Genomic DNA, 23159 nt, shown 5'->3' on the forward strand with positions numbered 1-23159 from the left:
CTATACTGTCACCATGCCCATACGCCAGCTTTCCGAAACGATGATCAACCAGATCGCCGCCGGCGAAGTCATCGAGCGTCCGGCAAGCGTGGTGAAGGAACTGGTCGAGAACGCGCTTGATGCCGGTGCAGGAAAGGTCGAGGTCGTCACATTAGGCGGCGGATTGAACCTGATCCGTGTCACCGACGACGGCTTCGGCATCCCCGAACAGGAGCTATCGCTGGCGATCGCACGCCATTGCACCTCCAAGCTTGCCGAAGACATCCACGACATCCGCTCGCTCGGCTTTCGCGGCGAGGCGCTGCCGTCGATCGGCTCGGTGTCGCGGCTGTCGATCCGCTCGCGCACGGCGGCAAGCGACAGCGCCGCCGAGATCGGCATCGAGGGCGGCAGGATCTCGCCCGTCAGGCCGGCGGCGGCCAATCGCGGCACCACCGTGGAGGTGCGCGACCTTTTCTTCGCCACCCCGGCAAGGCTGAAATTCATGAAAGGCGAGCGCGCCGAAAGCTCGGCGACCAGCGACGTGGTCAAGCGCATCGCGATCGCCTTTCCGACCGTTCGCTTCACGCTCACCGGTTCCGACCGCGCGACGCTGGAATTGCCGGCGACCGATGACAGCGCGGAAGGCAGCCTGCGCCGCATCGCCCAGGTGATGGGGGTCGAGTTTCCCGACAATTCCATTGCCATCGATGCGATGCGCGAAGGCGTGCACCTGACCGGTCATGTGTCGATCCCGTCCTTCACCCGCGCCAACGCGCTGCAGCAATATGCCTATGTCAATGGCCGGCCGGTGCGCGACAAGCTGATCGCCGGCGCTATCAGAGGCGCCTTCGCCGACGTCCTGCCACGCGACCGCCATGCGGTCACGGTGCTTTTCCTGACACTCGACCCGGCGATCGTCGACGTCAATGTCCACCCAGCCAAGGCGGATGTCCGCTTCCGCGACCCCGGCCTGGTGCGCGGGCTGATCGTCGGCGCCATCCGTCAGGCGCTTGCCGAAGCCGGCATCCGCGCCGCCACTTCCGGTGCCGCCGGCATGATGGCGGCGTTCCGGCCGGGAGCGGCGTCATACGCCCATGGCGGCCCGGCCAATGGTCACCGCAGCTACGAAGCGGCCTACCGCGCCTCGGGCTCTGCCGGTTTCGACCGCGCACGCTCGCCGCAACGGCCACTCGACATGGAGTTCCAGGGTTCAGGATTCGAGCGAAACGGCGGGTTCGGCGAAAACGAGCAGGCGGCGTTCGATGCCGGCCCGATCGCCAGCGCCGACGCCCGGGCGGGACAGGGCGAAGCGGCGGAGACGCTGCTTGGCACGGTGCTCGGTGCGGCACGGGCGCAGGTGCATGAGAACTACATCGTCGCCCAGACCAGGGACTCACTTGTCATCGTCGACCAGCATGCCGCGCATGAGCGGCTGGTCTACGAGGCGTTGAAGAACGCGCTGCACGCGCGCGCCGTGCCGTCGCAGATGCTGCTTCTGCCGGAGATCGTCGACCTGCCTGAAGAGGATGCCGAACGGCTCGCCACGCATTCCGAAACGCTCGCCCGCTTCGGGCTCGGCATCGAGCGTTTCGGGCCGGGCGCCGTGGCCGTGCGCGAGACACCGTCGATGCTGGGCGAGACCAACGTCCAGCAATTGGTGCGCGACCTCGCCGACGAGATCGCCGACAACGACACCGTCGACACGCTGAAGGAAAGGCTGGACAAAATCGCGGCGACCATGGCCTGCCATGGTTCAGTGCGTTCCGGCCGCCTGCTCAAGGCCGAGGAGATGAACGCGCTGCTGCGCCAGATGGAGGCCACGCCCGGCTCCGGCACCTGCAACCACGGCCGCCCGACCTATATCGAACTCAAGCTGGCGGACATCGAGAGATTGTTCGGGCGGCGATAAAGTGTTGCCCTCCAAGGCCGGATGCCCTCGGTCAGTTCTTTTGCTGAAATTTTCTAGCGGCACGATTGAAGACGTAGTCCATCGTGTGTCCGTTGCCGCCGCCACGAAAATTCACGGAGATGATGTCCTTACGGTGCTCCACCCATTTTTGGACGTTCATGTAGATAGGCGTCATCAGCATGCCCGCATCGCAACCATCGTCATCGAAAGAGATTTGCTGGACGACCTTGCCGCTGGTCTTCTTGATGACCTGCATTTTCGTCATGCAAATCCCTGAACCGGTGTTTGTGTAAAGTCCGGCAAACCGGTCGGCAGCGGTTTCAGCCCAAAAGGGAATTTCGACAGTTCCGTCGAGTTTCGCCTCGCCCGTGTCGTCGAGGCTTGCAACCTTCTTCAGCGTGACCGGAAATTTGTCCGCGCCTTTGCGCCAGGTCCCTGTCGCACCGCTTTCGCCGATGTCGAGGGAAAGCGGGCAATTCGTGGTATCGACTGGTGTCTTCGATCCCATCACCATGATGCGTTCAAATTCCTGGTCGTCCGAAATCGCGCACAGCGAGAGCCTGGTGCCGCTGACCGTGCCGTAGAGCGCGATCGGACTCTGCCCGGCGTCGTAGAAGTAGCTCCCCTCGACCGTTATGCCGCTGCCGAAGCTGTCATATGTCTGAAGCGATAAATGAACGGGATCGGGCCCTATCGACCCTTCGTAGTTCTCCACGTGATACCAGCCGGCGACGGCCTTTTGGCTCAGCAGCAGCAAGCAGAAAAACGCGGCCACGAACGCTCTTCCCATCCCGATCCCCTCCATCAGCGCAAATCAGGATAGCGCGCCTTATGCCCGTATCACAGGGGTTGCCGGTTGAAGCAGCGCGACTTGTGGATTTGAGTCGGAAAACAGCCGCAACTCTCTGATTTATCGTTTCAAATTCACTACGATCACGCCCCCTAGCGCCAGCGCGCCGCCAAGCAGGCCGAGCAGCGTCGGGACTTCGCCCAGCCAGAAGAAGCCGATCAGGGCGGACATGGGAGAGACCAGATAAAGGAAGTTCGAGGCACGCGCCGCAGGCAAGCGCGAAAGCGCCGTCGCCCAGGCGGCATAGGCGATCAGGCTCGGCACGACGCCGAGATAGATGACCGCGCCCAGCCCCGCCATATCGGCGACCGCCGCCTGCGAGAAAGCTGCCGGCAGGAACGGAGCCAGGCAGAGCGCGCCGAGCACCATGTTCGAGGCCGCGATGGTCAGTGGATGGTGGCTGGCGAACAGCGGCTTCTGGACGATGGTGTTGACGGCCGAACAGAGCGCCGATCCCAGCACCAGAAGCGCACCCGTGTCGAAATGCAGGCCCTGTCCGTCGGCCATGGCGATAATGCCGATGCCGCTGAAGGAAATGGCGGTGCCGACCCAGGCCATGGTCGAAAATCGTTCACCGAGCAGCGCCATCGCCATGATGGCGGTGAAGATCGGGCTGACATTGATGATGAAGCCGGCGGCGCCGGCCGAAACCGTCAGTTCGCCAAAATTGAGCATGGCGGTGTAGAGCGCGACGAAAACGGCGCCGCCAAAGGCCAGGCGCCACAACTCGCCTATGCGCGGCAGCGTCGGCCGCCTGACGGCAAGGAAGATCGCCGCAGGTACCGCGGCGATGGCAAAGCGCAGGGCGCCGAGTTCGAGCGGCCCGAACGCGGCGAGACCAGCCCGGATCGCCGGAAAGGCCGAGGCCCAGCCAATCACCGTCAGCGCCACCGCTACGGCCGCGGTGGTGTCCATCCGCTGTGCTGGATTCAACGTGCTCGTCATCGCCCTCATCTCATCGTCCTCCCGTTCTTTCGCCTCTCGATGGGGAGAAAACGCTTTTTCGGACCAATTGACAAACGACCAAATCGAGGGTCAGCTGTGACTATGGATCGCAGCTTAGACGACATCTTGCCGCTCGAGACACTGCGCGCCTTCGATGCAGCGGCACGCACGGGGAGTTTTTCGGCAGCCGCGCAGAGGCTCAATCTCACCCATGGCGCTATCAGCCGGCAGATCGCCAAGCTGGAGGGCTGGCTTGGCCTGAAGGTTTTCGAACGCGGGGCGCGCGGCGTGACGCTGACGAACGAAGGCAATCGCCTGCATCTCAGGACCACCGAAGCCTTCGCGTTGATCTCGGTCAATTCGGACCGCTGGGTTGAACCGCGCGGCACCGCAGTGGTGCGGCTGGCCTCGATCCCCTCGGTAAGCGGCCTATGGCTGATGCCACGCATGACGGCGCTTGAGAATGATCCCACCCGCCTGCGCATCGTGCTGGATGTCGATAACCGCCAGGCCGATCTCGCCGATGAAGGCATCGATCTGTCGGTGCGCTGCGGACGCGGCCACATCCCGGGCCGCGTTTCGATGCAGTTGTTCGAGGAGTATCTGTTTCCGATCGCCTCGCCGAGCCTCGCGCCGGAGATCGGCTGCGGCGACCCGGCCCGGCTGCTCAAATTCCCGCTGATCAACGATTCCGACGCATCCGGCTGGCGCGCATGGTTCGCCGCGCAGGACACGGATTACCGGCCGCGCCCGCAGGACCGACGCTTCGAAGACTACAATCTGGTGCTCGATGCCGCCGCACACGGCCTGGGCATCGCCTTGGCGCGCCCGCCGCTCACCGAACACCAGATACGGTCGGGGCGCGTCGTGGCCGTCGACGATCGTGTTGTGCTCAATCCCGTTTCCTACTGGCTCGATCGTCCCGCCGGAAGGCCCCGCGCCGCTGCCGCCGACCTGTCGCGCCGCATCGCGGCGCAGGCCGGTGTGTCGGCGGAAAAGATCGAACACTTCATCGAAGCCGACACGTAGGTTTCAGAGCAGTTCACCGTTTCACGGAAACGGCGAACCGCTCTATGTCTTCGTTTTGCGCAATTCCATAGGGAAAGCGCTACGCGCTTTTCCCGGGAAAACCGTACACACTTGCTTTAGCGAATGGCCAACCAGACAAATGCAATGAGCGCGGCAACCAGCAGGCCCGTTGCGATGGGGCCGATGCCGACCGCGCCTTGTTCGCGATTCCCCGGTGCGGCTCCCTTTGGCTGGCCGGTCATGCCCCCCGGCACCACATTGTCGGCTGACGCCTTTTGCACGACGGATACCCGCGGCGAGACGAACGCCGGCCACGAGAGCGGCGCGGGCCGGGCAGCGCCGCCGTCTTCGGCTCTTGTGACGGCCACTGGCACGCCGCGCTGAGCCTCGTCGCCTGGCGACGTCTGCTTGCGCGCCGCAATCTCGGAAACGGCCTTTCCGGCGGTGTCCATATCCGGCTCCATCGCCGCCTGATAGGCCCGTACGATCTGCGGTGCGGCCAATTGCTGCGACGTCTCGGCCGACGCGGGCGGCAGGGCCGCCAGCGCTTCCAAGGGCGGTTGCGGGCGCAAGGCCGGCAGCGGCGGTTGCATGGCCATCTTGACCAGCGCTGCCTTGAGCGCATCGGGTTTCGCCGACGGCACCGCCTGCGGCGTCATCGCCTCCTTGAGCAAGGAAGCCAGCCGAGCGGAAGAAATGTCCATCATGTCCCCACCAATGGTACTCTTCGGCTCATCAAATAGGATATCAGCATTGCCTCGAGCTTGTCCCATGCTTGACCTTGCCGGCAATTTGTGGCGATGAACTCGGCATGAAGCTCGGCACCAAAGCATGATGAACCGTTTCGAAGGCCCCGGCGGCAAGGAAGCCCGTATTCGCTATCTCGACGGCGACTTCCAGGTGACGAGCCCGGGCGCGTTCGTGCGCTGCGCGGTGACCGGCGAAAGCATTCCGCTCGACGAGCTGAAGTACTGGAGCGTTGAGAGGCAGGAGCCCTACATCAACGCCGCGGCCTCATTGCGCCGCGAGATCGAGGCGCATCCGGAATTGCGCAAGCGAAGCTGAGCAAATCCCGGAATGCGCAGCCGTTTCTGTCCGCCGTTGCGTAAAAACCAAGAAGCAGAGCGGGTCGGCGATTCCATCGAAGGCTGAACGCCTTAGCCCTTAAGCTTAAGCTTACGCTGGCGCCAGGCATCGAGCGTCTCCTCGATGATACGTTCGGGAACGTGGTCGAGTTCGAAGACCGCGTCGATTTCCAGCACGTCGAGACGATCGAGAAAGTCCTTCGAAGCGCCGTGGCGCAGCCGGGCGGCATCCTTGGCGGTGGTGATGAGGCCGAGCCCTTCGGCGCGCGCGGTGGCCGCCAGTTCGGCAAGCTCATCCTCGGCGTAGAAATGATGATCCGGAAACGGCCGCTTCAAAGCCACCTCGCCGCCGGCCTCCTCTACCGTGTCGAAGAATTTCTCGGGGTGGCCGATGCCGGCGAAGGCAAGATAGCGTTTGCCGGCGAGGCGTTCCTTGCCGCTCGGTTCGGTGTGAGCCTCGAAGATCGGCCGGCCGGCGCGCGCCGCCTGGCGCACCACCGCGTCGGCGGCGGTGCCGTCACCCATCTTCAACAACCCGCTGGTGAAGACCAGCTGATCGACGACCCTGGCCCTGAGCGGTCCGCCCGGGATGACACGGCCGTTGCCAATGCCGTAGCGCGCGTCGACGACGACCAGCGCATAGTCGATATGGATGCGCGCGCTCTGGAAACCGTCATCCATGATCAGGAAATCGCAGCCATGATTTTCCATGAGCAGTCGGGCGCCGGCGGCGCGGTGCGGCGTCACTGCCACGGGCGCGTGTTCGGCCAGCAGCAGCGGCTCGTCACCGACATGCCTGGCGCTGTCGTGTTTGATGTTGACGATATGCGGCTCGGCGAAGGAGCCGCCATGGCCGCGCGAGAGGAAACCGGGTTTGAGCCGCATGCGCCTGGCGTGTTCGGCCATGGCGATCGCCACCGGCGTCTTGCCCGTTCCGCCGACGGTGAAATTGCCGATGCACAGAACCGGCGCTTCGATCTTCTCGCGCCTGGCCCGCCGCATGCCACGGCCGGCGACAAATGCATAGGCTGCCGACAGCGGCGACAGCGCGAAAACGCGCCAGTCCGGCTCCTCCCACCAGAACGGCGGTGCTTCGGAGGCCATTTTAGCGCCCGTTCGCGCCCTTCAGGCGCGCCTTGACGACCAGCGGCTGGATATAGGGCTCAAGCGACTTCAGCGTGCGCGCCAGCGCGCCGCGCATCTCATCGACGGTCGCGGCGCCGGCCGCCATCATCTCATGGCGCGCCACTTCGTTGATGAGCAGGAAGTTGACGGCACCGGCCAGCATGTCGCGGTCGCGCACCAGCTTGGCGCCGCCGCTGTCGAGCAGGCGCTGGTAGGCCTCGCGGAAATTCTGCACGTTGCGTCCGGCAAGGACCGCCGTCTCGAGCATCGCTGGCTCGAGCGGGTTCTGGCCGCCTTCGGAGGTGAGCGAACGGCCGACAAAGGCGATCTCGGTCATCCTGAGATAGAGCCCCATCTCGCCGATCGTATCGCCGAGCAAGATGTCAACGTCGGGCCCGATCCTGTCGGCCTTGCTGCGCCGCGCGACCTTGAGGCCCATGCCGGAAATCTGCTCGGCCAGGGCCCCGGCGCGGTCGGGATGGCGCGGGACGACGATCGTCAGCAGGCCGTGGTGACGCTTGTGCAGCATCGCATGAACCTCGGCGGCAACAACTTCCTCGCCGTCATGGGTCGAGATCGCCGCCCAGGTCGGACGGCCGCCAATCTGCCGCTGCAAGGTGGCCAGCGCCCGTTCGTCGACGGGCGGCGGGTTGGTGTCGACCTTGAGATTGCCGGAAACGGTTACCGGCCGGGCGCCGAGCGCGCGGAAACGCTCGCCGTCGACATCGGACTGGGCAACGACATGGGCAAGGTTCTCGAACAGCGCCTCGGCGATGTTGGGGCGCTTCTTCCAGGACGTGAAAGAGCGGTCGGACAGCCTGCCATTGACCAGAACCTGCGGCACGTGGCGGGCGCCAAGCTCGAGAATCGTCATCGGCCAGATCTCCGATTCGGCGATGATCGCCAGATCCGGCTTCCAGTGGTCGAGGAAACGGCTGACCGCCGGCTTGAGGTCGAGCGGCACATACTGGTGGATGATGCGGTCGCCCAATCTCTCGTCGGCGACCTTGGCCGACGTTACGGTGCCGGTCGTCAGCACGATATTGACGCCGTAGTCGAGTATGCTCTCGACCAGGGGAACGACAGCTATGGTTTCGCCGACGCTCGCGGCGTGGATCCAGATAACAGGCCCATCGGGGCGAGGCCGGCCGGCGACGCCGTAGCGTTCGCGGCGGCGGTTGCGGTCTTCCTTGCCGCGCGAGGTGCGCCAGGCAACATAGGGTCCGACCAGCGGATAGGCGACAGCGCCCGCCAAACGATATGCCGTCAGCATGGTACGCGCCCAGCGACCGCTCATCGCGGGGCATCCACGAGACGGTAGGCCTCGGCGGTCGCGGCATTGAGCGAGGCCGTCACTTCGAGGCGCTTGCGCTCCATCTCGGCGTCATCGGCATTGGCCGGCACGAAAACCGGTGTACCGATGATGATGGACGAGCGGCCGAACGGCAGGTTGATGGTCGTCTTGTCCCAGCTCTTCTCCAGCACCTTGCGGCGGCTGGTGGCAATGGCCGCCGGCAGGATCGGCCGGCCGGAGAGCCGCGCCAGGAGCACGATGCCAAGCCCCGCATCGCGCGGCGTGCCATGGGGGATGTCAGCGATCATGGCGACGTTCTTGCCGGCGACGAGCGACTTTTTCAGGGCGATCAATGCCTTGGCGCCGCCCTTGTCGAGATGTTTGGCATTATCGCGCCCGCCGGAGCCGCGTACGGCCTCGATGCCGAATCTCTCGATCATCAGGGCGTTGAGTTCGGCATCGGCACTGCGCGACACCATGGCGACGAGCGGCCTGCCCTTGGGGTAGTAGGCCGGCGTCAACAGATGCTGGCCGTGCCAGAGCGCAATGATGCCGGGCTCGAACTGGGCATAGGCACCGCCGGTCAATTTCGCCGAGCCGTCGACGATGCGGTTGGTCAGGCGCACCAGCCGAACGAACTGCGCCAGCAGGCCGACGATGATGTTCTTGACGAATCGCGACTGCGCCAGCGGCTTGCGGATCCTGCGCCAGAAGGCCTTGGTGGCGCGGCTGCGGCCCCTGCCCGTCGGCGTAGCCTGGCCGGGCGGCGCTTTCGCCAGATCATTATCCATCGAAGTCAACCGACAGCCTTGTGGTCGGGGTCCAGGAGCCGATGCAGGTGCACGACGAAATAACGCATATGGGCATTGTCCACGCTGGCCTGCGCCTTGGCTTTCCATGCCGTATGGGCGGATTGATAGTCGGGATAGATGCCGACGATGTCGAGCGCGTCAAGATCGCGGAATTCGGTGCCGCCAAGCTTCTTCAGTTCGCCGCCGAACACCAGGTGCAAAAGCTGTTTCTTTCCGTCTTCCGCGGCCATTTCGGTCCTTCACATATTGTGAGTTTGTGACAGGTCTAGACCAAAGCCGCCGACTTTGGAACCTTCGATAATGCTTTCAATCATCCAGTCCGGCAATGACGCCCACGAGCACCGCCAGCAGTTCACCGCTGCCGGCGGCGAGCGCGCCGTGGCGGGTCACCTCGCCGGCATAGAGCGGCGCGCGGCCATGCGGGTCGAGCAACTGGCCGCCCGCCTCGCGCAGGATAAGGTCGGCGGCGGCGATATCCCAGTCGTGCGCGTTCGGCTTTACGAAAGTGGCATCGAGCGTGCCGTTGGCGATCATTGCCAGGCGATAGGCAAGCGAAGGGCTGTAGGGCGCCCGCTTCAGCCGTTCCTGCCAGCCGGCCGGTATCCTGTCGAGCAACTGCTTCAATCCGGAAATTTCGGCCTTGTCGCCGGGCTGGCGCACCGCGATGCGCCTGCCGTTACGGAAGGCGCCCTGGCCAGGCAGCGCCCAGTAAGTCTCGTTAAGCGCCGGACACTCGAGCACGCCGGCAAGCGAACGGCCATGCTCCACGACGGCGACGCTGACACACCAAGTGCGCTGGCCTTCCAGGAAGCCGCGGGTGCCGTCGATCGGATCGACGACAAAGGTTCGGCGCGCCGAAAGCCGCACTGGATCGTCGACCGTCTCCTCGGACAGCCAGCCATAATCCGGCCGCGCCGCAAGCAGGGTCTGGCGCAAATACGCATCGGCGGCGTGATCGGCCTCACTGACCGGCGAGGTCCCGCCCTTCATCCAGACCTGCGGGCTGTTCCCGAAGTAACGCATGGCGATGACGCCGGCCTCGCGGGCAGCGTCGCGCAGCAGCGGCAGATCCTCCGTGGCGCCAGTCGTGGTCAGATCATGCTCCGGCAAGGGTCATGCCTTCGATCAGCAACGTGGGGGCGGCGGTGCCGAAATTGCGATCGAGATCGCTTGCCGGCACCATGTTGAGGAACATCGTCTTCAGGTTGGAGGCGATCGTGACTTCGGCGACGGGGTAGGCAAGCTGGCCGTTGTCGATCCAGAACCCGGAAGCGCCGCGGCTGTATTCGCCGGTCACCATGTCGACACCTTGCCCGAACACCTCGGTGACGTAGAAGCCCGTCTTGAGCGAGGCGATCAGTTCTTCCGGCGAGCGCTCGCCCGGCTCGATGGCAAGATTGGTCGAAGACGGCGAGACGGACGAGCCGCTGCGCGAACCGCGTCCATTGGTAACGAGACCCAGTTCCCGCGCCGCCGAGGTCGACAGGAACCAGTGGTTGAGCACACCGTTCTCGATCATCAAAAGCTTGTCGCCTTCGACGCCTTCGCCGTCGAACGGACGCGAGGCCTGGCCGCGCCGCCTCAGCGGCTCGTCGGTGACGGTAATGGCCGATGCAGCCACCTTTTTGCCCATCATGTCGCGCAGGAACGACGTCTTGCGTGCGACGGCAGCGCCGTTGATGGCGCCCGCGAGATGGCCGGCAATGCCGCGCGCCACGCGCGGATCGAACACCACGTCGACCGGTCCGGTCGCGGCCTTGCGCGCGCCGAGCCGGCGCACGGCGCGTTCCCCGGCCTTGCGGCCTATGTCTTCCGGCGCATCCAGGTCGGCAAAATGCTGGCGCGAGGAGAATTCATAATCGCGCTCCATGCCGGTACCCTCGCCGGCGATGACGCTCGTGGAGCGCGAGAAGCGCGAGGCGACATAATGGCCGAGGAAGCCGTGCGAGGTGGCCAATACCAGCCCTCCGAGCCCGGCGCTGGCATTGCTGCCCGCCGAATTGGTCACGCCTTTGACGGCCAGAGCCGCCGCTTCCGCGGCCAGTGCCGCTTCCTTCAACTGGTCGGCCGATACTTCTGTTGCATCGAACAGGTCGAGATCGCGCGTCTGCCTGGCCAGCAGCGCCGGATCCGCGAGGCCCTGGTTGGGATCTTCGGGAGAGACCCTGGCCATGGCGACGGCACGTTCGGCAAGCGCCTTCGGGTCGGACGCGGCAGTCGCGGAAACACTTGCCACCCGCTGGCCGACAAAGACACGCAGCGAAACGTCGTCGCCTTCCGAGGCCTCGGTGTTTTCGACCTTGCCCAGCCGCACCGACACACCGGTCGAGCGGCCACGCACCGCGACGGCATCCGCGGCATCGGCGCCAGCTTTTTTGGCAGCCTCGACCAGGGCCGCGACGCGGTCGGTCAATCTTGATGCGTCCGATATATCGCTCATGCGCGTGATCCTGCTGTTGCGGCTGGCCCGAGAGCCGCCGTCCCCCATCTATTGTTCCGGTCCGGCTTGTGCAATGGCACAAGCTTCAATCAAAATGCATCGGTTCAGCCGCCCATCGCGAAGCGCGGCACCGCATCGCCAGCACGGAGCATTTCCAATGACGCCTTTCCATCTTGCCTTCCCGGTCCGTGATCTCGATGAAACACGCGCTTTCTATGGCGAGGTGCTGGGTTGCGCCATCGGCCGCTCTTCGGAGACCTGGGTCGATTTCGACCTGTTCGGCCACCAGATGTCGGCGCATCTGCGGCCACCGGCCGCGCCGGCTGCCAGCGACGGCAAGGTCGACGGCATGGCGGTGCCGATCCCGCATTTCGGCGCCGTGCTTTTGATGGATGACTGGCAGCGGCTTGCCGCGCGGCTGGAAGCACGCGCCGACATAGACTGGCTGGAGCGGCCGATGATCCGCTTCAAGGGAGAGCCCGGCGAACAGGCGACGCTGTTCATCCGCGATCCCTCGGGCAACGCGCTGGAATTCAAGGGCTTTCGTTCGCTGGAGCAGATTTTCGCGCATTGACATGGTGCAAGCCGTGGCGCGCGGACTCAGGACCCGGCAACAGGCGTCCAGATCACATCCTCGATCTTTTGCGCGCCGGTGGCCAGCATCGCCAGCCTGTCGAAGCCGAGCGCGATGCCGCTGGCCTGTGGCATGACCGCGAGTGCCGCGAGAAAATCCTCGTCCAGCGGATAGCGCTCGCCATAGACGCGCTCTTTCTCGTCCATTTCCATGATGAAGCGCCGGCGCTGCTCCTCGGCGTCCGTCAACTCGCCGAAGCCGTTGGAAAGTTCGACGCCGCAGCAATAGAGCTCGAAGCGCTCGGCGACGCGGGGGTCGCGTGGGCTCGGTCGCGCCAGAGCCGCCTCGGCGACCGGGTACTCGCAAAGGATGGTCGCGCGGCCGATACCGAGATTGGGCTCGATCTTCTCCACCATCACCCGGCTGAACAGGTCGGCCCAGCCGTCGTCGGGCGCGGTACGCAGGCCGGCACCGGTCAGGGCCTGATGGAGCGAATCGCGGTCGGTGATGCCGTCGGCGCTGACCGTCGCAAGCAGATCGATCCCGGCATGGCGCGCGAAGGCGTCCGCCACCGTCAGCCGCTCCGGCTCCGCGAAAGGATCGCAGTCGCGGCCGCGAAAGCTGAAGCGCGTGGCCCCTGCCCTTGTCGCGGCCAGCGCCAGCAGATCCACGCAATCCCGCATCAGGCTCTCATAGGTTTCGCCGACCCTGTACCATTCGAGCATGGTGAATTCGGGATGGTGCAAAGGGCCACGCTCGCGGTTGCGATAGACCGGGCCGAAGCTGAAGATTCTGGTCTCGCCGGCAGCGAGCAGCTTCTTGCAGGCGAATTCCGGCGACGTGTGCAGATAGAGCGGCTTGCGCTGCCCGTCCGGCGCGACCGCCTCGGTTGCGAAGGCCGCCAGATGCGCCTCGTTGCCGGGCGATATCTGCAGGGCCGATGCCTGCACCTCGATGAAATCGCGACGGGCGAACCAGTCGCGCAAGGCGGCGGCAAGGCCGTTGCGCAGCATCAGGCGCGAACGGCGATCGGCATGCACATGCGGCGTCCACCAGGGCGAAGCGGCGGTCATGGGCGGTTTGAAGGCGCGCTGGTTCGCGTTGGGGGCTGGCGGTTCGCGCCGAGATGCGCTAGGCCCCCATCCAGCGCCGCGCAAGCCGGCAAACGCCCGTCAACTCTCGCAGGATAAAAAACCGTGGTGAAAGTCATCGCCAGTTCGCTCCGCAAAGGCAATGTCGTCGACAAGGACGGCAAGCTTTATGTGATCCTCTTTGCCGAAAACATCCACCCAGGCAAGGGCACGCCCGTGACGCAGCTCGACATGCGCCGCATCGGCGACGGGGTGAAGGTTTCGGAACGCTACCGCACCACCGAACAGGTGGAGCGCGCCTATGTCGAGGAGCGCGAGCACACCTTCCTCTACGCCGACGGCGAAGGCTATCACTTCATGAACCCCGAGACCTACGACCAGGTGGCGGTGTCGGAAGCCGTCGTCGGCGATGCCGCCCCCTATTTGCAGGAAGGTATGCCGGTTCAGGTCTCGCAGTTCAACGGCATCGCCATCTCCCTGGTGCTGCCGCAGCGGGCCACCTTCGAAGTGGTCGAGACCGAGCCCACGACCAAGGGCCAGACGGCGTCCTCTTCCTACAAGCCCGCCCTGCTCTCCAACGGCGTGCGCACCGCCGTGCCGCCGCATATCGCGCCAGGCACCCGCGTGGTGGTGATGACGGCCGATGGGTCCTATGTGGAGCGCGCGAAGGACTGAGGCGAACTCTTACGTCTACCCGGAAGCCAGCGCCGCCTCACTGTTTGAAACAGTGTTCGCGATGCCATTGCAGGAAGCGAGGATGTGGGCGCTCGACCTGCCGACGGGGTGGAAGCGCGCGGCGGCTCCTGTTTATGAATCCCTGCACACTCTCCAGGTCGTTAACCTGCCTTGATACCAGTATTTCCAGATCATCGGACAGGCTGATCAATCCGCGATCGAACATCCAATGCGCTGTGCCGGATAGCGCGATGCCATTGTTGACGATGTCGGGTCCGTTCTTTTCAACCGGTCGAATGTGGGCGGCAGAAACTTCCGCCCGGCCGCCGCCATTTATCAACTTGAGACCTGAGATCGCGCAACGCTCGTCATAGGCGCGCAAGACAACGCGACGAAAAATGCGATCCCGCACAATTCGCGATCCGATATAGCTTACACGACTACGGCCCTCCTCGAACTGGAATGGAGCCTTTTCGTCCTGAAACCCGGATGAAATGCCGATCTGATCCACACGTGGCAGCAACGGCTCATGGTCGTCAAAGCCCAGATCGATAATGCGATTGAAGTCGCTTGGACTGATTGGTCGGACGGCCGATTGGGCGCGACCAGAAATCCTTCCTTGGTCGTTAAGCAGGCCGCGTTCAACGAGACCATCCGTCCCATTGAAGGGAACAGGAGTGGCCAAATCGAGGTAGGTTCCCGGCTCAATCAGAGCCAGATACATACCAGGCGCTACTGGATCTGGGAGAACCTGCTGGACCTTGGCTACGGCGAAATAGCCACGGGTATCGTCTACTTTGCTAGGTTCGTAGTAGATGATCCAGTCACCGACGCATGCTTCCACACGACGCAGATACTGGCTAGGAAACTGATATCGCTCAGCGGGACTGTCATCGTAGATCGAATCTGACCGGTGAATGAAGACCCCGAATCCCATTATCTTCCTGCAGCTTGGGGGATATCCGTGGAGATGTAGCACCAAAACTCGATCTTGGGAGCTTACTCTACCTTGAGAAACTCCCCTCTCCGATAAACTTCCCCGGATTTTTACAGAGCTGTCGCAAATGGCTCGCGCAGTTCGTCCTTTGGGTGAAGAAGGAGAACGCCAATGAGAAAGCTTATCGTCACCGAATTCATCAGCGTCGATGGCATCGCCGAAGTCGAGAAACTGCCTGGCGTGACCTGGAACGACGAGATGAACAGGTTCAAGGAGGACGAGCTGGCTGACAGCGGCGCCATGCTTTTGGGACGCACAACCTACGAGATTTTCGCCGGCTCGTGGCCGAGCGAAACCGGAGACTTCGCCGACCGGTTCAACGCGCTGCCGAAATACGTCGCGTCCAGCAGTTTGAAGGTGCTCGACTGGAAACCGGCCGAGCTGCTCAGGGGGCCGCTGCCGGAGGCGGTCAGGACACTGAAGCTAGGTAGCGGCGGCAACATCTATGTGCATGGCAGCCTCAGCGTCGCGCAGGAACTGTTGCGCCATGGTCTGGTCGACCGCGTCAGGCTGCTGAGCTACCCCGGCACCGTTGGCCAAGGCAAAAAGCTGTTTCCGGCCGGCGATCCGGTGTCGTTTGAGTTGATTTCCGCCAAGCCATTCAGCAATGGGGTGGTGGCGCTGGAGTATGCGCCGGTGCTGGCGAAATCGTAATCGGTTAGAGTGCCCTTCTTCCAGAGAGGACTGGAGGGCGCCTGGCTTTCGGGATCAAAACTATAGCGGTGACGTGAGGCAACGTGTGGACCTCGCGTCACCCGGTCTGCTTTCCCCGTCTTTGCTCGACAGCAGCACTTTCCCTAGCCTCCACAACCCTCTCCACCTCGCGCTTCAGCTGGTCCTTGATATCCGCCGTCTCGGTCATCAGGACCTCGATCTTGAGGAAGTCGAGCACGCGGTATTTGGACACCGCCGGGCGGATCAGGATGTCGGGCTGGCACTGCTTCAGCTTGTTGGCGATGATCGACTGCATCATCAATTGAGTGGCGCCGAACATCAGGTCGACGGAGGTCGGCCGCCTGTGGTCGGCCTCTTCCGGCGCGCCGACCACGTCGACGCCGATGATGATGTCGGCATCATCCTCGATAAGGTCGAAGGGCACGGGGTTGTAGATGCCGCCATCGATCAGCAGCCGGCCGTCGCGCATCACCGGGCGGAACACGGCAGGAATGGCCGCTGACGCCGCGAGCGCCGAATGCAGGTCGCCTTCGGCGAACACGGCCAGCTTGTGGCCGAAATAGTCCGTCGCCGTCACCTTCAGCGGGATTTTCAGCTCGGCGAAGGTTTCGGGAATGGCTTCGGGCAGGAATGCCTTGAGGATGCGTTCGACATTGAACTGGCTGACGCGGATGCCGGCCTGCATGGCCTCGGCGATGGTGCCGGGCCGCGCCCGCCACATGCGGCTCGCCACCTCGGCGCGACGGCCGAGGATCGAGCGGGCATAATCGTGGATGTCCTTGCCGGTCATGCCGGAGGCCATGCCGGCGCCCATGATGGCGCCGATCGACGAGCCGGCGATTGCGACCGGCCTGATGCCCAGTTCGTCCAGCGCCTCGATGACATGGATGTGCGCCAGACCGCGCGCGCCGCCGCCGCCAAAGGCGATGCCGAAGGTGAGGCTCATCCCTTATTGGCTCCGGCCAAGGGCGGTCCGACGACCATGATGGTCGGCTCGGCCGACAAAAGCTTCTTCGCCGCGGCCTTGACCTGGTCGAGTGTCACCGCGTTGATGAGGCCGGTGCGGCGCTGAATGTAATCGACGCCGAGGTCGTCGAGCTGCAGCTCGACCAGGGTCGCGGCGATGGCGCTGGAGGAATCCAGGTTGTTGATGGCGTAGGCGCCGATCATGTATTTCTTGGTCGCCGCCAGTTCCGCGTCGGTCGGGCCGTCCTCGGCAAGCCGCTTGACCACGTCCCGCACGATGCCAAGGGTTTCGGCGGCCCGGTCCGATCGTGTGCCGGTGGTGACGATCAGAGCGTCGGCATGGTCCTGGTTGATCAGCGAGGAATTGACGCTGTAGGCCAGCCCGCGCTTCTCGCGCACCTCCTGGAACAGGCGCGAGGTGAAGGTGCCGCCGCCGAGAATCTCGTTCATCAGAACCGCAGGGAAGAAATCCGCCGCCTTGCGCTTCACGCCAGGCCAGGCAAGCTGAAGCGAGGTCTGCGGCAGGTCGTAGTCGACCTCGATATGCCGCGCCAGATTCGGCTCGACGTCGGCAACCGGCGCGAGCGCCTGGTTCTGCGGCAGCCCGCCGAACACCATGTCCAGTTTCTTCTTCAGCGTTTCCGGGTCGATGGCGCCGACCACCGCGACATGCAGCCCGCTCCGCGCGAAGACCGCCTTGTGCAGCGCCTTCAGATCGTCCCGCGTGATGGCGGCGATGCTCTGCCTGGTGCCCTGATCGGAGCGCGAATAAGGATGATCGCCATAGAGCGCGCGCGCCCATCTGTCCTGCGCGATCGTGTCGGGGTCGTTCTCTCCGGCGATGATGCCGGACAGGATCTGAGCGCCGATGCGATCGATCGGCGCCTGGTCGAAACGCGGCTCGTTGACCGCCAGCCGCAGCAGGTCGAACGCCTCGTCGCGCTGCTCGGCCAACATGCGCATGGAACCGTAGATGCCGTCGCGGGTCTCCTCGAAGCTCATCTCGGCGCCGGCGTCGTCGAGCTTCACCTGGAAGGCGTCGCTGTCCAGAGGGCCTGCGCCTTCGTCGAACAGACCGGTCATCAGATTGGCCAGCCCTTCCTTGCCCGGCGGATCCTGCGTCGAGCCGCCCCCAAAGACGAAACGGATGGCCACCATCGGCACCGAATAGTCTTCGACCAGCCAGGCGGTGACGCCCTTGGGCGAGGTGACCTGCTGGATGTCCATGGCGCGGGCGGCAAGCGCCGGCAGGACCAGGAAGAAGATGGAAAGGAGCAAAGTGACAAGCGCTGCGCGTGCCCTCCCTTCTCCCCGTTTGGGAGACGGGAAAGAGCCGTGTTGCTCGCTCTTCATCATCAATTCCCCGCCTGTTGCTGCGGCAAGAGATAGCCGGTCGTCGACCGGGCCAGCACCAGATAGCGCGCGGCGACGGCCTTGATCTCGCCGGGAGTGATGTTGCGGATGCGCTCCGGCCATTGCTCGATGTCCTGCACATTGCCGCCGGTGGCAAGCTCGGCGCCATAGATATTGGCCATCGAATCCTGTTTGTCGCGGGCGAAAACCATCGAGCGGACATAGCGGTCCTTGGCCTTGTCCAGCTCCTTGACGGTGACGCCTTCCCTGGCGATGCGCACGACCTCCGCGTCGACGGCCGCCTCGACATCGACGAGCCTGGCGTCGCCGCGCGGCGTGCCATAGACGGTGAAGTTGGTGTCGTCCAGCATGGTGCCCTGGAAATAGGCCCCGGCGTTGGAAGCGATGCCTTGCCTGACCACCAGCGCCTGATACAGCCGGCTGCGGTTGCCGCCGCCCAGTATTTCCGCCAGCAGGTCGAGCGCCTCGGCTTCGCCGGGCTTGGCCGTGTGGTAGGACGGCACCACCCATTGGGTGGAGAAATTCGGCACGCTGACGCGGGCGTCGGACAGCGTCACCGTGCGCCTGGTGTTCTGCTCCGGCTCGACCGGGCGGACGCGCGGCGGCAGGTCGGGCCCGCGCGCGATCTTGCCGTAGGTTTTCTCGGCCAGAGCCTTGACCGTGTCGGGCTCGACGTCACCGGCCACGATCAGCACCGCGTTGTTGGGCTGGTAGTATTTGTTGTAGAAGGCGATGGCGTCGGTGCGGTTCAACTGCTCCATCTCCTGCATCCAGCCAATGACCGGAATTCGGTAGGGCTGGTTCTGCCACAGCGTGGCGTCGAGTTCCTCTTCGAGCACCGCCTCGGGACTGTTGTCGATGCGCGAACGGCGCTCCTCCAGGATGACGTCGCGCTCGGTCTTGATGACATCGTCGGTGAGGATGAGGTTGCGCATGCGGTCGGCCTCGAAGCTCATCATCAGCTCGAGCGCCGACGGCGCCACCGTCTCGTGGAAGGCGGTGTAGTCGTAGGAGGTGAAGGCATTGTTGGAGCCGCCTATGTCGGAGACGGCGCGGTCGAACTCGCCGGCGGCGTGATTGGCCGTCGCCTTGAACATCAGATGCTCGAAGAAATGGGCGATGCCGGATTTGCCTGGCGGCTCGTCGGCGCTGCCCACCTTATACCACACCATATGGGTGACGATCGGTGAGCGATGGTCGGGAATGACGACCACTTCCATGCCATTGTCGAGCAGAAAATCCGTTACCTTGAACTCGGCCGGCCGCTTGTCGGCGGCGAAGGTCGCCGGGGCCAGTCCGGCAATGACCAAAGCCAGCGATGTGGCCAAGAGCGTCTTGCGCAGCCATTCAGCCTGAAATGTCATCAATGGCTCCGGTTTCTCATGACGGACGATAGGCGGCGAGCCGATGTTGTGAAAGTGAATTGTTGATTACTGGCATGGCACGACCTGCTCCCCTGGGAAGAGGGCTCGCATTCCATCTTCGCCCGCAAATGAAGCTTAACTCAGGCGGCCTCGACAAGCCGGATCAGCGTCTCGCCATAGTGGCGCTCGTCGACAACTGAAAATCCCGGTCCCGGCTCGAAAGGCGCCGCCGCTGCCTCCTCGACCACGCACAGCGCGCCGGGACGCAGCCAGCCGCCTTGCTTGGCCGACCTCAGCGCGCGTTCGCCAAGACCCTTGCCGTAAGGTGGATCGGCGAAAACGAGGTCGAACGGCGCCAGCGTGCCGGCCTCGCCCAGAGCCGTCGCGTCGCGCCGGAATATCTTGGTGCGGCCGGTCAGGCCGAAGGCCTCGACATTGTCGCGGATCAGGCCGCGGCCTTCGGCCGACTCCTCGATGAAGACGCCATAGGACGCGCCGCGCGACAGCGCCTCGAGCCCGAGAGCGCCCGTGCCTGCGAACAGGTCGAGCACGCGCGCGCCCTGCAACCGATCGGCAAAGCGATGCGCCAGCACATTGAAAACAGCCTCGCGGGTGCGGTCAGTGGTGGGGCGGATGGCGCTGCCGCGGGGCGTCGCCAGCGGGCGCCCGCGAAACTCGCCGCCGACGATCCTCATTTCGCCCTTGGACCCTTGAAACCGCCGCGCGGCCGCTCGCCGCCGCCGCCCGGACGTTCGCCACGCGGCTTGCCGAACGGCTTGGGGCCGCCCGGCTTGCCGCCGGGCTTGCCATAGGCCGGCTTGAAAGACGCCTTACGGGCCTTGGCCTCAGCGGCTTTGGCAGCATCCGCCTCCGCCCTGCCCTTGCCGATTGGGCGCGCGCCCGGCGCCATCCAGACATTGGCCTTGCGCTGGCCGGGCGGCTCGATCGGCCGCTGCTCGCGCTCGGATTTCTTGCCGCCCGGTTTGCCGCCAAAACCACCGCGCGGCTTGTCGCCGAAGCTACCGCGTTCGGGTCTCGGGCCGCGGTCGCCAAAGCTTTTTTCCGGCCTCGCGCCTCTGTCGGGGCTGGTCGACAGTTTGCCCAGCGCCTCGTCACGGCTGCCTTCGCGGCGCTTGCGGTTCTTGATCAGGCCGCCCTCGCCGATCGGCCGGTGGTCACCCTCGCGCGAAAATCTCGGCCGCTCGGCCTCCTCACGCCGCGGCTCGACCCGCCGCACCGGCAGGTTGGAAAACGGCTTTGTTATCTCCGCATCGAAATTGGCGCCGGATTCCTCTATCAGGCGTTCGCCGAGCTGATCGCGCAACACCTTGCCCTTGATCTCCAGCACATGGCCTTCGGGGAGTTCGTCGAGCTGGAACGGGCCGTAGGAGATGCGGATCAGCCGCGTCACGTCGAGGCCGAGCGCGCCGAGAATGTTCTTGACCTCGCGGTTTTTGCCCTCGCGCAAGCCGATCGTCAGCCAGGCGTTCGAGCCTTGCTCGCGATCGAGGCTCGCCTCGATGGCGCCATAGAAGACGCCGTCCACGGCAATGCCTTCGCGCAAACCCGCAAGCGCACTTTCCTCGACCTTGCCATGGACGCGCACCCGGTAACGGCGCAGCCAGCCGGTGGCCGGCAGTTCGAGCACGCGAGACAGGCCGCCATCATTGGTCAGCAGCAGCAGGCCTTCGGTGTTGATGTCGAGGCGGCCGATGGTCATCAGCCGGGGCAATTCAGCCGGCAGCACGTCGAAGACGGTCTTGCGGCCCTCGGGGTCGCGGTTGGTGGTCACGACACCGGCAGGCTTGTGGAACAGGAACAGCCGAGTGCGCTCGATCGGCGGGATCTCCATGCCGTCGAGATGGATGATGTCGCCCGGCATCACATTGAAAGCCGGCGAAGACAGAACCCGGCCGTTGACCTTGACGCGGCCGGCCGCGATCAACTCCTCGGCGTCACGGCGCGAGGCAAGCCCGGCGCGAGCCAGCCGCTTGGCGATCCGCTCGCCGGCTTCCTCGGGCGCCTCCGCAGGACGCGGACGGGACTTGAAACCGCCTTGCGGCCGGTCGGCAGCGAAATCGCGCTTCGGACGGTCTGCGAAATCGCGCTTCGGACGGTCAGAGAAGTCGGGCTTGGGCCGATCGGCAAAATCACGCTTAGGACGATCGAAGCGTCTTTCACCCGTCGCACCTTCAGCCGCCATTGGCCGCTCGCCGCGCGGTGCATACGGCTTGCGCGGGCCTTCGCGGTTTTCATAAGGCTTGCCTTGCGGACGCGGACCCTTGTTGAAGGGCCGCTCCGAGCGCCCGCCTTCGCCGCCTTCGCGCGGCTTATACTCACGCTTCTGGGGCCGTTCGCCATCGGCGGTCATTGGACGCTCGCCACGCGGCGCGTAGGGCTTGCGCGGCCCTTCGCGTTTTTCGAAGGGCTTGCCGCCGTCGCCACGCTTGGCAAACGGTTTCTTGGCGCCGAAGGCCGGCTTGCCGCCTTTGCCGGCATCGCGCCCACGCGCGCCCGCCGGTTTCGGACCGCTTTTGCCCGGACCCTTCTGGCGCGGAGATTTCTTGTCGTTGTCGTCCATGTGGCCTTTGTCCGTTTGCGCTGCTACAGCGTGGCGCATCCTTTCGGGCGCGCAACGAACGCTGTAGCATTTTTGATTTGGCGCATGATCATTTCCGAAAACCGTACCCGATTTTCGAGGTTATGCGCTCAATAACAGGATCACCGTCGAGTGGCGAGGAGATAATCGGAATGGAAACCCGCGTGAAGCGGCCCGATTTCATGGCGCTGGCGCTGGAGGAGGCGCAAGCGGCAGCCTCGCGCGGCGAAGTGCCGGTCGGCGCCGTCATCGCCAGCGCCGGCACGGTCATTGCCAGTGCCGGCAACCGCACCCGGGAGCTTGCCGATCCGACGGCCCATGCCGAGATGCTGGCCATCCGCGAAGCCTGCCGAAGGCTGTCGAGCGAGCGGCTCTCCGGACACGATCTCTATGTGACGCTGGAGCCTTGCGCCATGTGCGCCGGCGCCATCTCCTTCGCCAGGTTGCGCCGGCTCTACTTTGGCGCCGCGGACGAAAAGGGCGGCGCGGTGGTCAACGGCGTGCGCTTCTTCGCTTCGCCGACCTGCCATCACACGCCTGACATCTATGCGGGCATCGCGGAGGCCGAATCGGCCCTGCTGCTGAAGGATTTCTTTCGGGAACGCCGCGATTGAACGGGGTGCGATACCCGTCAGCAAAGCAAATGCGCCCCGCTTTTTACAGGGACGGCAGCCAGTCGAACCAGCCGCCCTTCTTGCCTTCCGCCTCTCTCTTCAGGCGGCGTTCCTTTTTGTACTCGTCTTCGCCGAGTTCGTTTTGCGGCGCCGTGCCGGATGCGACGCGATAGGCAAGGGGCGGTTCGCTCAGATATTTGCGGGTATTCGGATCGCCCTGCTTGCTTTCGGCAAGGCGGCGCTGGATATCGGCGGCGCGGCCCTTGTCGGAATCGGCAGGCGTCCAACGCGGCGGGTGACTCGAGCCGGATTCTTCCATCGCCTTCTTCACCGAGGCCGGATCCGTCTGCACGTCGTCGACGATCTGCGACTGGTAGGACGGATCATCCTGGTGTGCGGTGGCGTCGGCGCGCAGGCGGGCACGGCGCTGCTCGGGCGATTCTGGCCATTCGGCGCTTGCGGTCTCGATGCTATCCTGTGGCGCCGGCAGCGCTTCCTTCTGACCAGGCGCCGGCTTCACCAGGGTCGGACGCGGCTTGTAATCGATGTGTTCCTTCCGCTTCGGCGCGAACGAAAAAGCGCCCGTGAGATCGCCGGCCAATTGTTCGCCGGCGGTCTTGTCGGTGCCGTAGGTCGGAGAACCGACACATCCGGACAGAGCGAGCCCCGATGCGACAAGCGGCGCCAACAGCGCGAGGCGCGCGTTAAATCTCTCGGTCATGCCAAAAAGTCCCACTCTAGACAGCCTCTCGATCGCCG

Annotated in this window: 24 protein-coding genes; 7 read left to right on the plus strand and 17 right to left on the minus strand. The window is 64.6% G+C overall.

Annotated features, from left to right (window positions below):
* Positions 1 to 13 precede the first annotated feature (13 nt).
* On the plus strand, positions 14 to 1891 hold the full coding sequence (gene mutL / locus FJ942_RS14705) for a DNA mismatch repair endonuclease MutL (RefSeq protein ID WP_140656306.1): 1878 nt from the start codon (positions 14 to 16) through the stop codon (positions 1889 to 1891).
* A 31-nt stretch (positions 1892 to 1922) separates the two neighbouring features.
* Here mutL and FJ942_RS14710 read toward each other — a convergent pair whose 3' ends face one another.
* Both FJ942_RS14710 and FJ942_RS14715 read right to left on the minus strand, forming a co-directional pair.
* Complete coding sequence (locus FJ942_RS14710; protein WP_140761687.1) at positions 1923 to 2666, minus strand: hypothetical protein; 744 nt, start codon at positions 2664 to 2666, stop codon at positions 1923 to 1925.
* Between the two features lie 135 nt (positions 2667 to 2801).
* On the minus strand, positions 2802 to 3695 hold the full coding sequence (locus tag FJ942_RS14715; protein WP_140656188.1) for a DMT family transporter: 894 nt from the start codon (positions 3693 to 3695) through the stop codon (positions 2802 to 2804).
* A 93-nt stretch (positions 3696 to 3788) separates the two neighbouring features.
* Here FJ942_RS14715 and FJ942_RS14720 point away from each other — a divergent pair, with 93 nt between their 5' ends.
* The gene (locus FJ942_RS14720) at positions 3789 to 4715 is read left to right on the plus strand and encodes a LysR substrate-binding domain-containing protein (RefSeq protein WP_140898029.1); all 927 of its coding nucleotides are present in this window, start codon (positions 3789 to 3791) and stop codon (positions 4713 to 4715) included.
* Between the two features lie 116 nt (positions 4716 to 4831).
* Here FJ942_RS14720 and FJ942_RS14725 read toward each other — a convergent pair whose 3' ends face one another.
* Positions 4832 to 5422 (minus strand): hypothetical protein, encoded by a 591-nt coding sequence (locus FJ942_RS14725; protein ID WP_246679791.1) that lies wholly within the window; start codon positions 5420 to 5422, stop codon positions 4832 to 4834.
* Between the two features lie 124 nt (positions 5423 to 5546).
* Here FJ942_RS14725 and FJ942_RS14730 point away from each other — a divergent pair, with 124 nt between their 5' ends.
* Positions 5547 to 5780 carry a DUF2093 domain-containing protein gene (locus FJ942_RS14730; RefSeq protein ID WP_140494196.1) on the plus strand — a complete coding sequence of 78 codons (234 nt, stop codon included), beginning with the start codon at positions 5547 to 5549 and terminating at the stop codon, positions 5778 to 5780.
* Between the two features lie 92 nt (positions 5781 to 5872).
* On the opposite strand, the gene lpxK is transcribed toward FJ942_RS14730, so the two are convergent.
* The 6 genes from lpxK to FJ942_RS14760 all read right to left on the minus strand — a co-directional run bounded on the left by lpxK (position 5873) and on the right by FJ942_RS14760 (position 11471).
* The gene (gene lpxK / locus FJ942_RS14735) at positions 5873 to 6904 is read right to left on the minus strand and encodes a tetraacyldisaccharide 4'-kinase (RefSeq protein WP_140898031.1); all 1032 of its coding nucleotides are present in this window, start codon (positions 6902 to 6904) and stop codon (positions 5873 to 5875) included.
* 1 nt (position 6905) lies between these two features.
* Positions 6906 to 8222, minus strand: a complete 1317-nt coding sequence (waaA, locus tag FJ942_RS14740) for a lipid IV(A) 3-deoxy-D-manno-octulosonic acid transferase (protein WP_140898033.1) — start codon at positions 8220 to 8222, stop codon at positions 6906 to 6908.
* Positions 8219 to 9010: a lysophospholipid acyltransferase family protein gene (locus FJ942_RS14745; RefSeq protein ID WP_140898035.1), complete on the minus strand. Its 792-nt coding sequence runs from the start codon at positions 9008 to 9010 to the stop codon at positions 8219 to 8221. Before FJ942_RS14745 ends, waaA begins: the two co-directional genes overlap by 4 nt.
* A 5-nt stretch (positions 9011 to 9015) precedes the next feature.
* Positions 9016 to 9261 (minus strand): DUF4170 domain-containing protein, encoded by a 246-nt coding sequence (locus FJ942_RS14750; protein ID WP_140494203.1) that lies wholly within the window; start codon positions 9259 to 9261, stop codon positions 9016 to 9018.
* 76 nt (positions 9262 to 9337) lie between these two features.
* Positions 9338 to 10141 (minus strand): 3'(2'),5'-bisphosphate nucleotidase CysQ, encoded by an 804-nt coding sequence (locus FJ942_RS14755; protein WP_140665385.1) that lies wholly within the window; start codon positions 10139 to 10141, stop codon positions 9338 to 9340.
* The gene (locus tag FJ942_RS14760; RefSeq protein ID WP_140494207.1) at positions 10128 to 11471 is read right to left on the minus strand and encodes a TldD/PmbA family protein; all 1344 of its coding nucleotides are present in this window, start codon (positions 11469 to 11471) and stop codon (positions 10128 to 10130) included. The genes FJ942_RS14755 and FJ942_RS14760 overlap by 14 nt, the downstream gene beginning before the upstream one ends.
* Positions 11472 to 11628: 157 nt before the next feature.
* Between FJ942_RS14760 and FJ942_RS14765 the strand changes: the two genes are divergently transcribed.
* On the plus strand, positions 11629 to 12045 hold the full coding sequence (locus FJ942_RS14765) for a VOC family protein (protein ID WP_140494209.1): 417 nt from the start codon (positions 11629 to 11631) through the stop codon (positions 12043 to 12045).
* A gap of 26 nt (positions 12046 to 12071) precedes the next feature.
* Here FJ942_RS14765 and epmA read toward each other — a convergent pair whose 3' ends face one another.
* Complete coding sequence (gene epmA / locus FJ942_RS14770; protein WP_140898037.1) at positions 12072 to 13118, minus strand: EF-P lysine aminoacylase EpmA; 1047 nt, start codon at positions 13116 to 13118, stop codon at positions 12072 to 12074.
* A 123-nt stretch (positions 13119 to 13241) separates the two neighbouring features.
* On the opposite strand from epmA, the gene efp reads away from it, so the two are divergent.
* On the plus strand, positions 13242 to 13811 hold the full coding sequence (gene efp, locus FJ942_RS14775; protein ID WP_140494213.1) for an elongation factor P: 570 nt from the start codon (positions 13242 to 13244) through the stop codon (positions 13809 to 13811).
* A gap of 37 nt (positions 13812 to 13848) precedes the next feature.
* Here efp and FJ942_RS14780 read toward each other — a convergent pair whose 3' ends face one another.
* Complete coding sequence (locus FJ942_RS14780) at positions 13849 to 14748, minus strand: HNH endonuclease (RefSeq protein ID WP_140515558.1); 900 nt, start codon at positions 14746 to 14748, stop codon at positions 13849 to 13851.
* Between the two features lie 171 nt (positions 14749 to 14919).
* Here FJ942_RS14780 and FJ942_RS14785 point away from each other — a divergent pair, with 171 nt between their 5' ends.
* The gene (locus tag FJ942_RS14785) at positions 14920 to 15462 is read left to right on the plus strand and encodes a dihydrofolate reductase family protein (protein ID WP_140515556.1); all 543 of its coding nucleotides are present in this window, start codon (positions 14920 to 14922) and stop codon (positions 15460 to 15462) included.
* A gap of 97 nt (positions 15463 to 15559) precedes the next feature.
* On the opposite strand, the gene FJ942_RS14790 is transcribed toward FJ942_RS14785, so the two are convergent.
* The 5 genes from FJ942_RS14790 to FJ942_RS14810 all read right to left on the minus strand — a co-directional run bounded on the left by FJ942_RS14790 (position 15560) and on the right by FJ942_RS14810 (position 21768).
* Positions 15560 to 16429 carry a patatin-like phospholipase family protein gene (locus tag FJ942_RS14790; protein WP_140494217.1) on the minus strand — a complete coding sequence of 290 codons (870 nt, stop codon included), beginning with the start codon at positions 16427 to 16429 and terminating at the stop codon, positions 15560 to 15562.
* Entirely contained in the window at positions 16426 to 17802 is a 1377-nt protein-coding gene (locus FJ942_RS14795; RefSeq protein WP_181167395.1) for a pitrilysin family protein, read from the minus strand. Before FJ942_RS14795 ends, FJ942_RS14790 begins: the two co-directional genes overlap by 4 nt.
* A 2-nt stretch (positions 17803 to 17804) precedes the next feature.
* Positions 17805 to 19187, minus strand: a complete 1383-nt coding sequence (locus tag FJ942_RS14800) for a pitrilysin family protein (RefSeq protein WP_140557097.1) — start codon at positions 19185 to 19187, stop codon at positions 17805 to 17807.
* A gap of 140 nt (positions 19188 to 19327) precedes the next feature.
* Complete coding sequence (gene rsmD / locus FJ942_RS14805) at positions 19328 to 19882, minus strand: 16S rRNA (guanine(966)-N(2))-methyltransferase RsmD (RefSeq protein ID WP_140624605.1); 555 nt, start codon at positions 19880 to 19882, stop codon at positions 19328 to 19330.
* Positions 19879 to 21768 carry a pseudouridine synthase gene (locus FJ942_RS14810; protein ID WP_140898039.1) on the minus strand — a complete coding sequence of 630 codons (1890 nt, stop codon included), beginning with the start codon at positions 21766 to 21768 and terminating at the stop codon, positions 19879 to 19881. Before FJ942_RS14810 ends, rsmD begins: the two co-directional genes overlap by 4 nt.
* Before the next feature lie 182 nt (positions 21769 to 21950).
* On the opposite strand from FJ942_RS14810, the gene FJ942_RS14815 reads away from it, so the two are divergent.
* The gene (locus FJ942_RS14815; protein WP_140495017.1) at positions 21951 to 22400 is read left to right on the plus strand and encodes a nucleoside deaminase; all 450 of its coding nucleotides are present in this window, start codon (positions 21951 to 21953) and stop codon (positions 22398 to 22400) included.
* 43 nt (positions 22401 to 22443) lie between these two features.
* Here FJ942_RS14815 and FJ942_RS14820 read toward each other — a convergent pair whose 3' ends face one another.
* The gene (locus FJ942_RS14820) at positions 22444 to 23121 is read right to left on the minus strand and encodes a hypothetical protein (protein WP_140494227.1); all 678 of its coding nucleotides are present in this window, start codon (positions 23119 to 23121) and stop codon (positions 22444 to 22446) included.
* Positions 23122 to 23159 lie beyond the last annotated feature (38 nt).

The organism is Mesorhizobium sp. B2-4-2 (genome assembly GCF_006442845.1).
Taxonomy (GTDB): domain Bacteria; phylum Pseudomonadota; class Alphaproteobacteria; order Rhizobiales; family Rhizobiaceae; genus Mesorhizobium.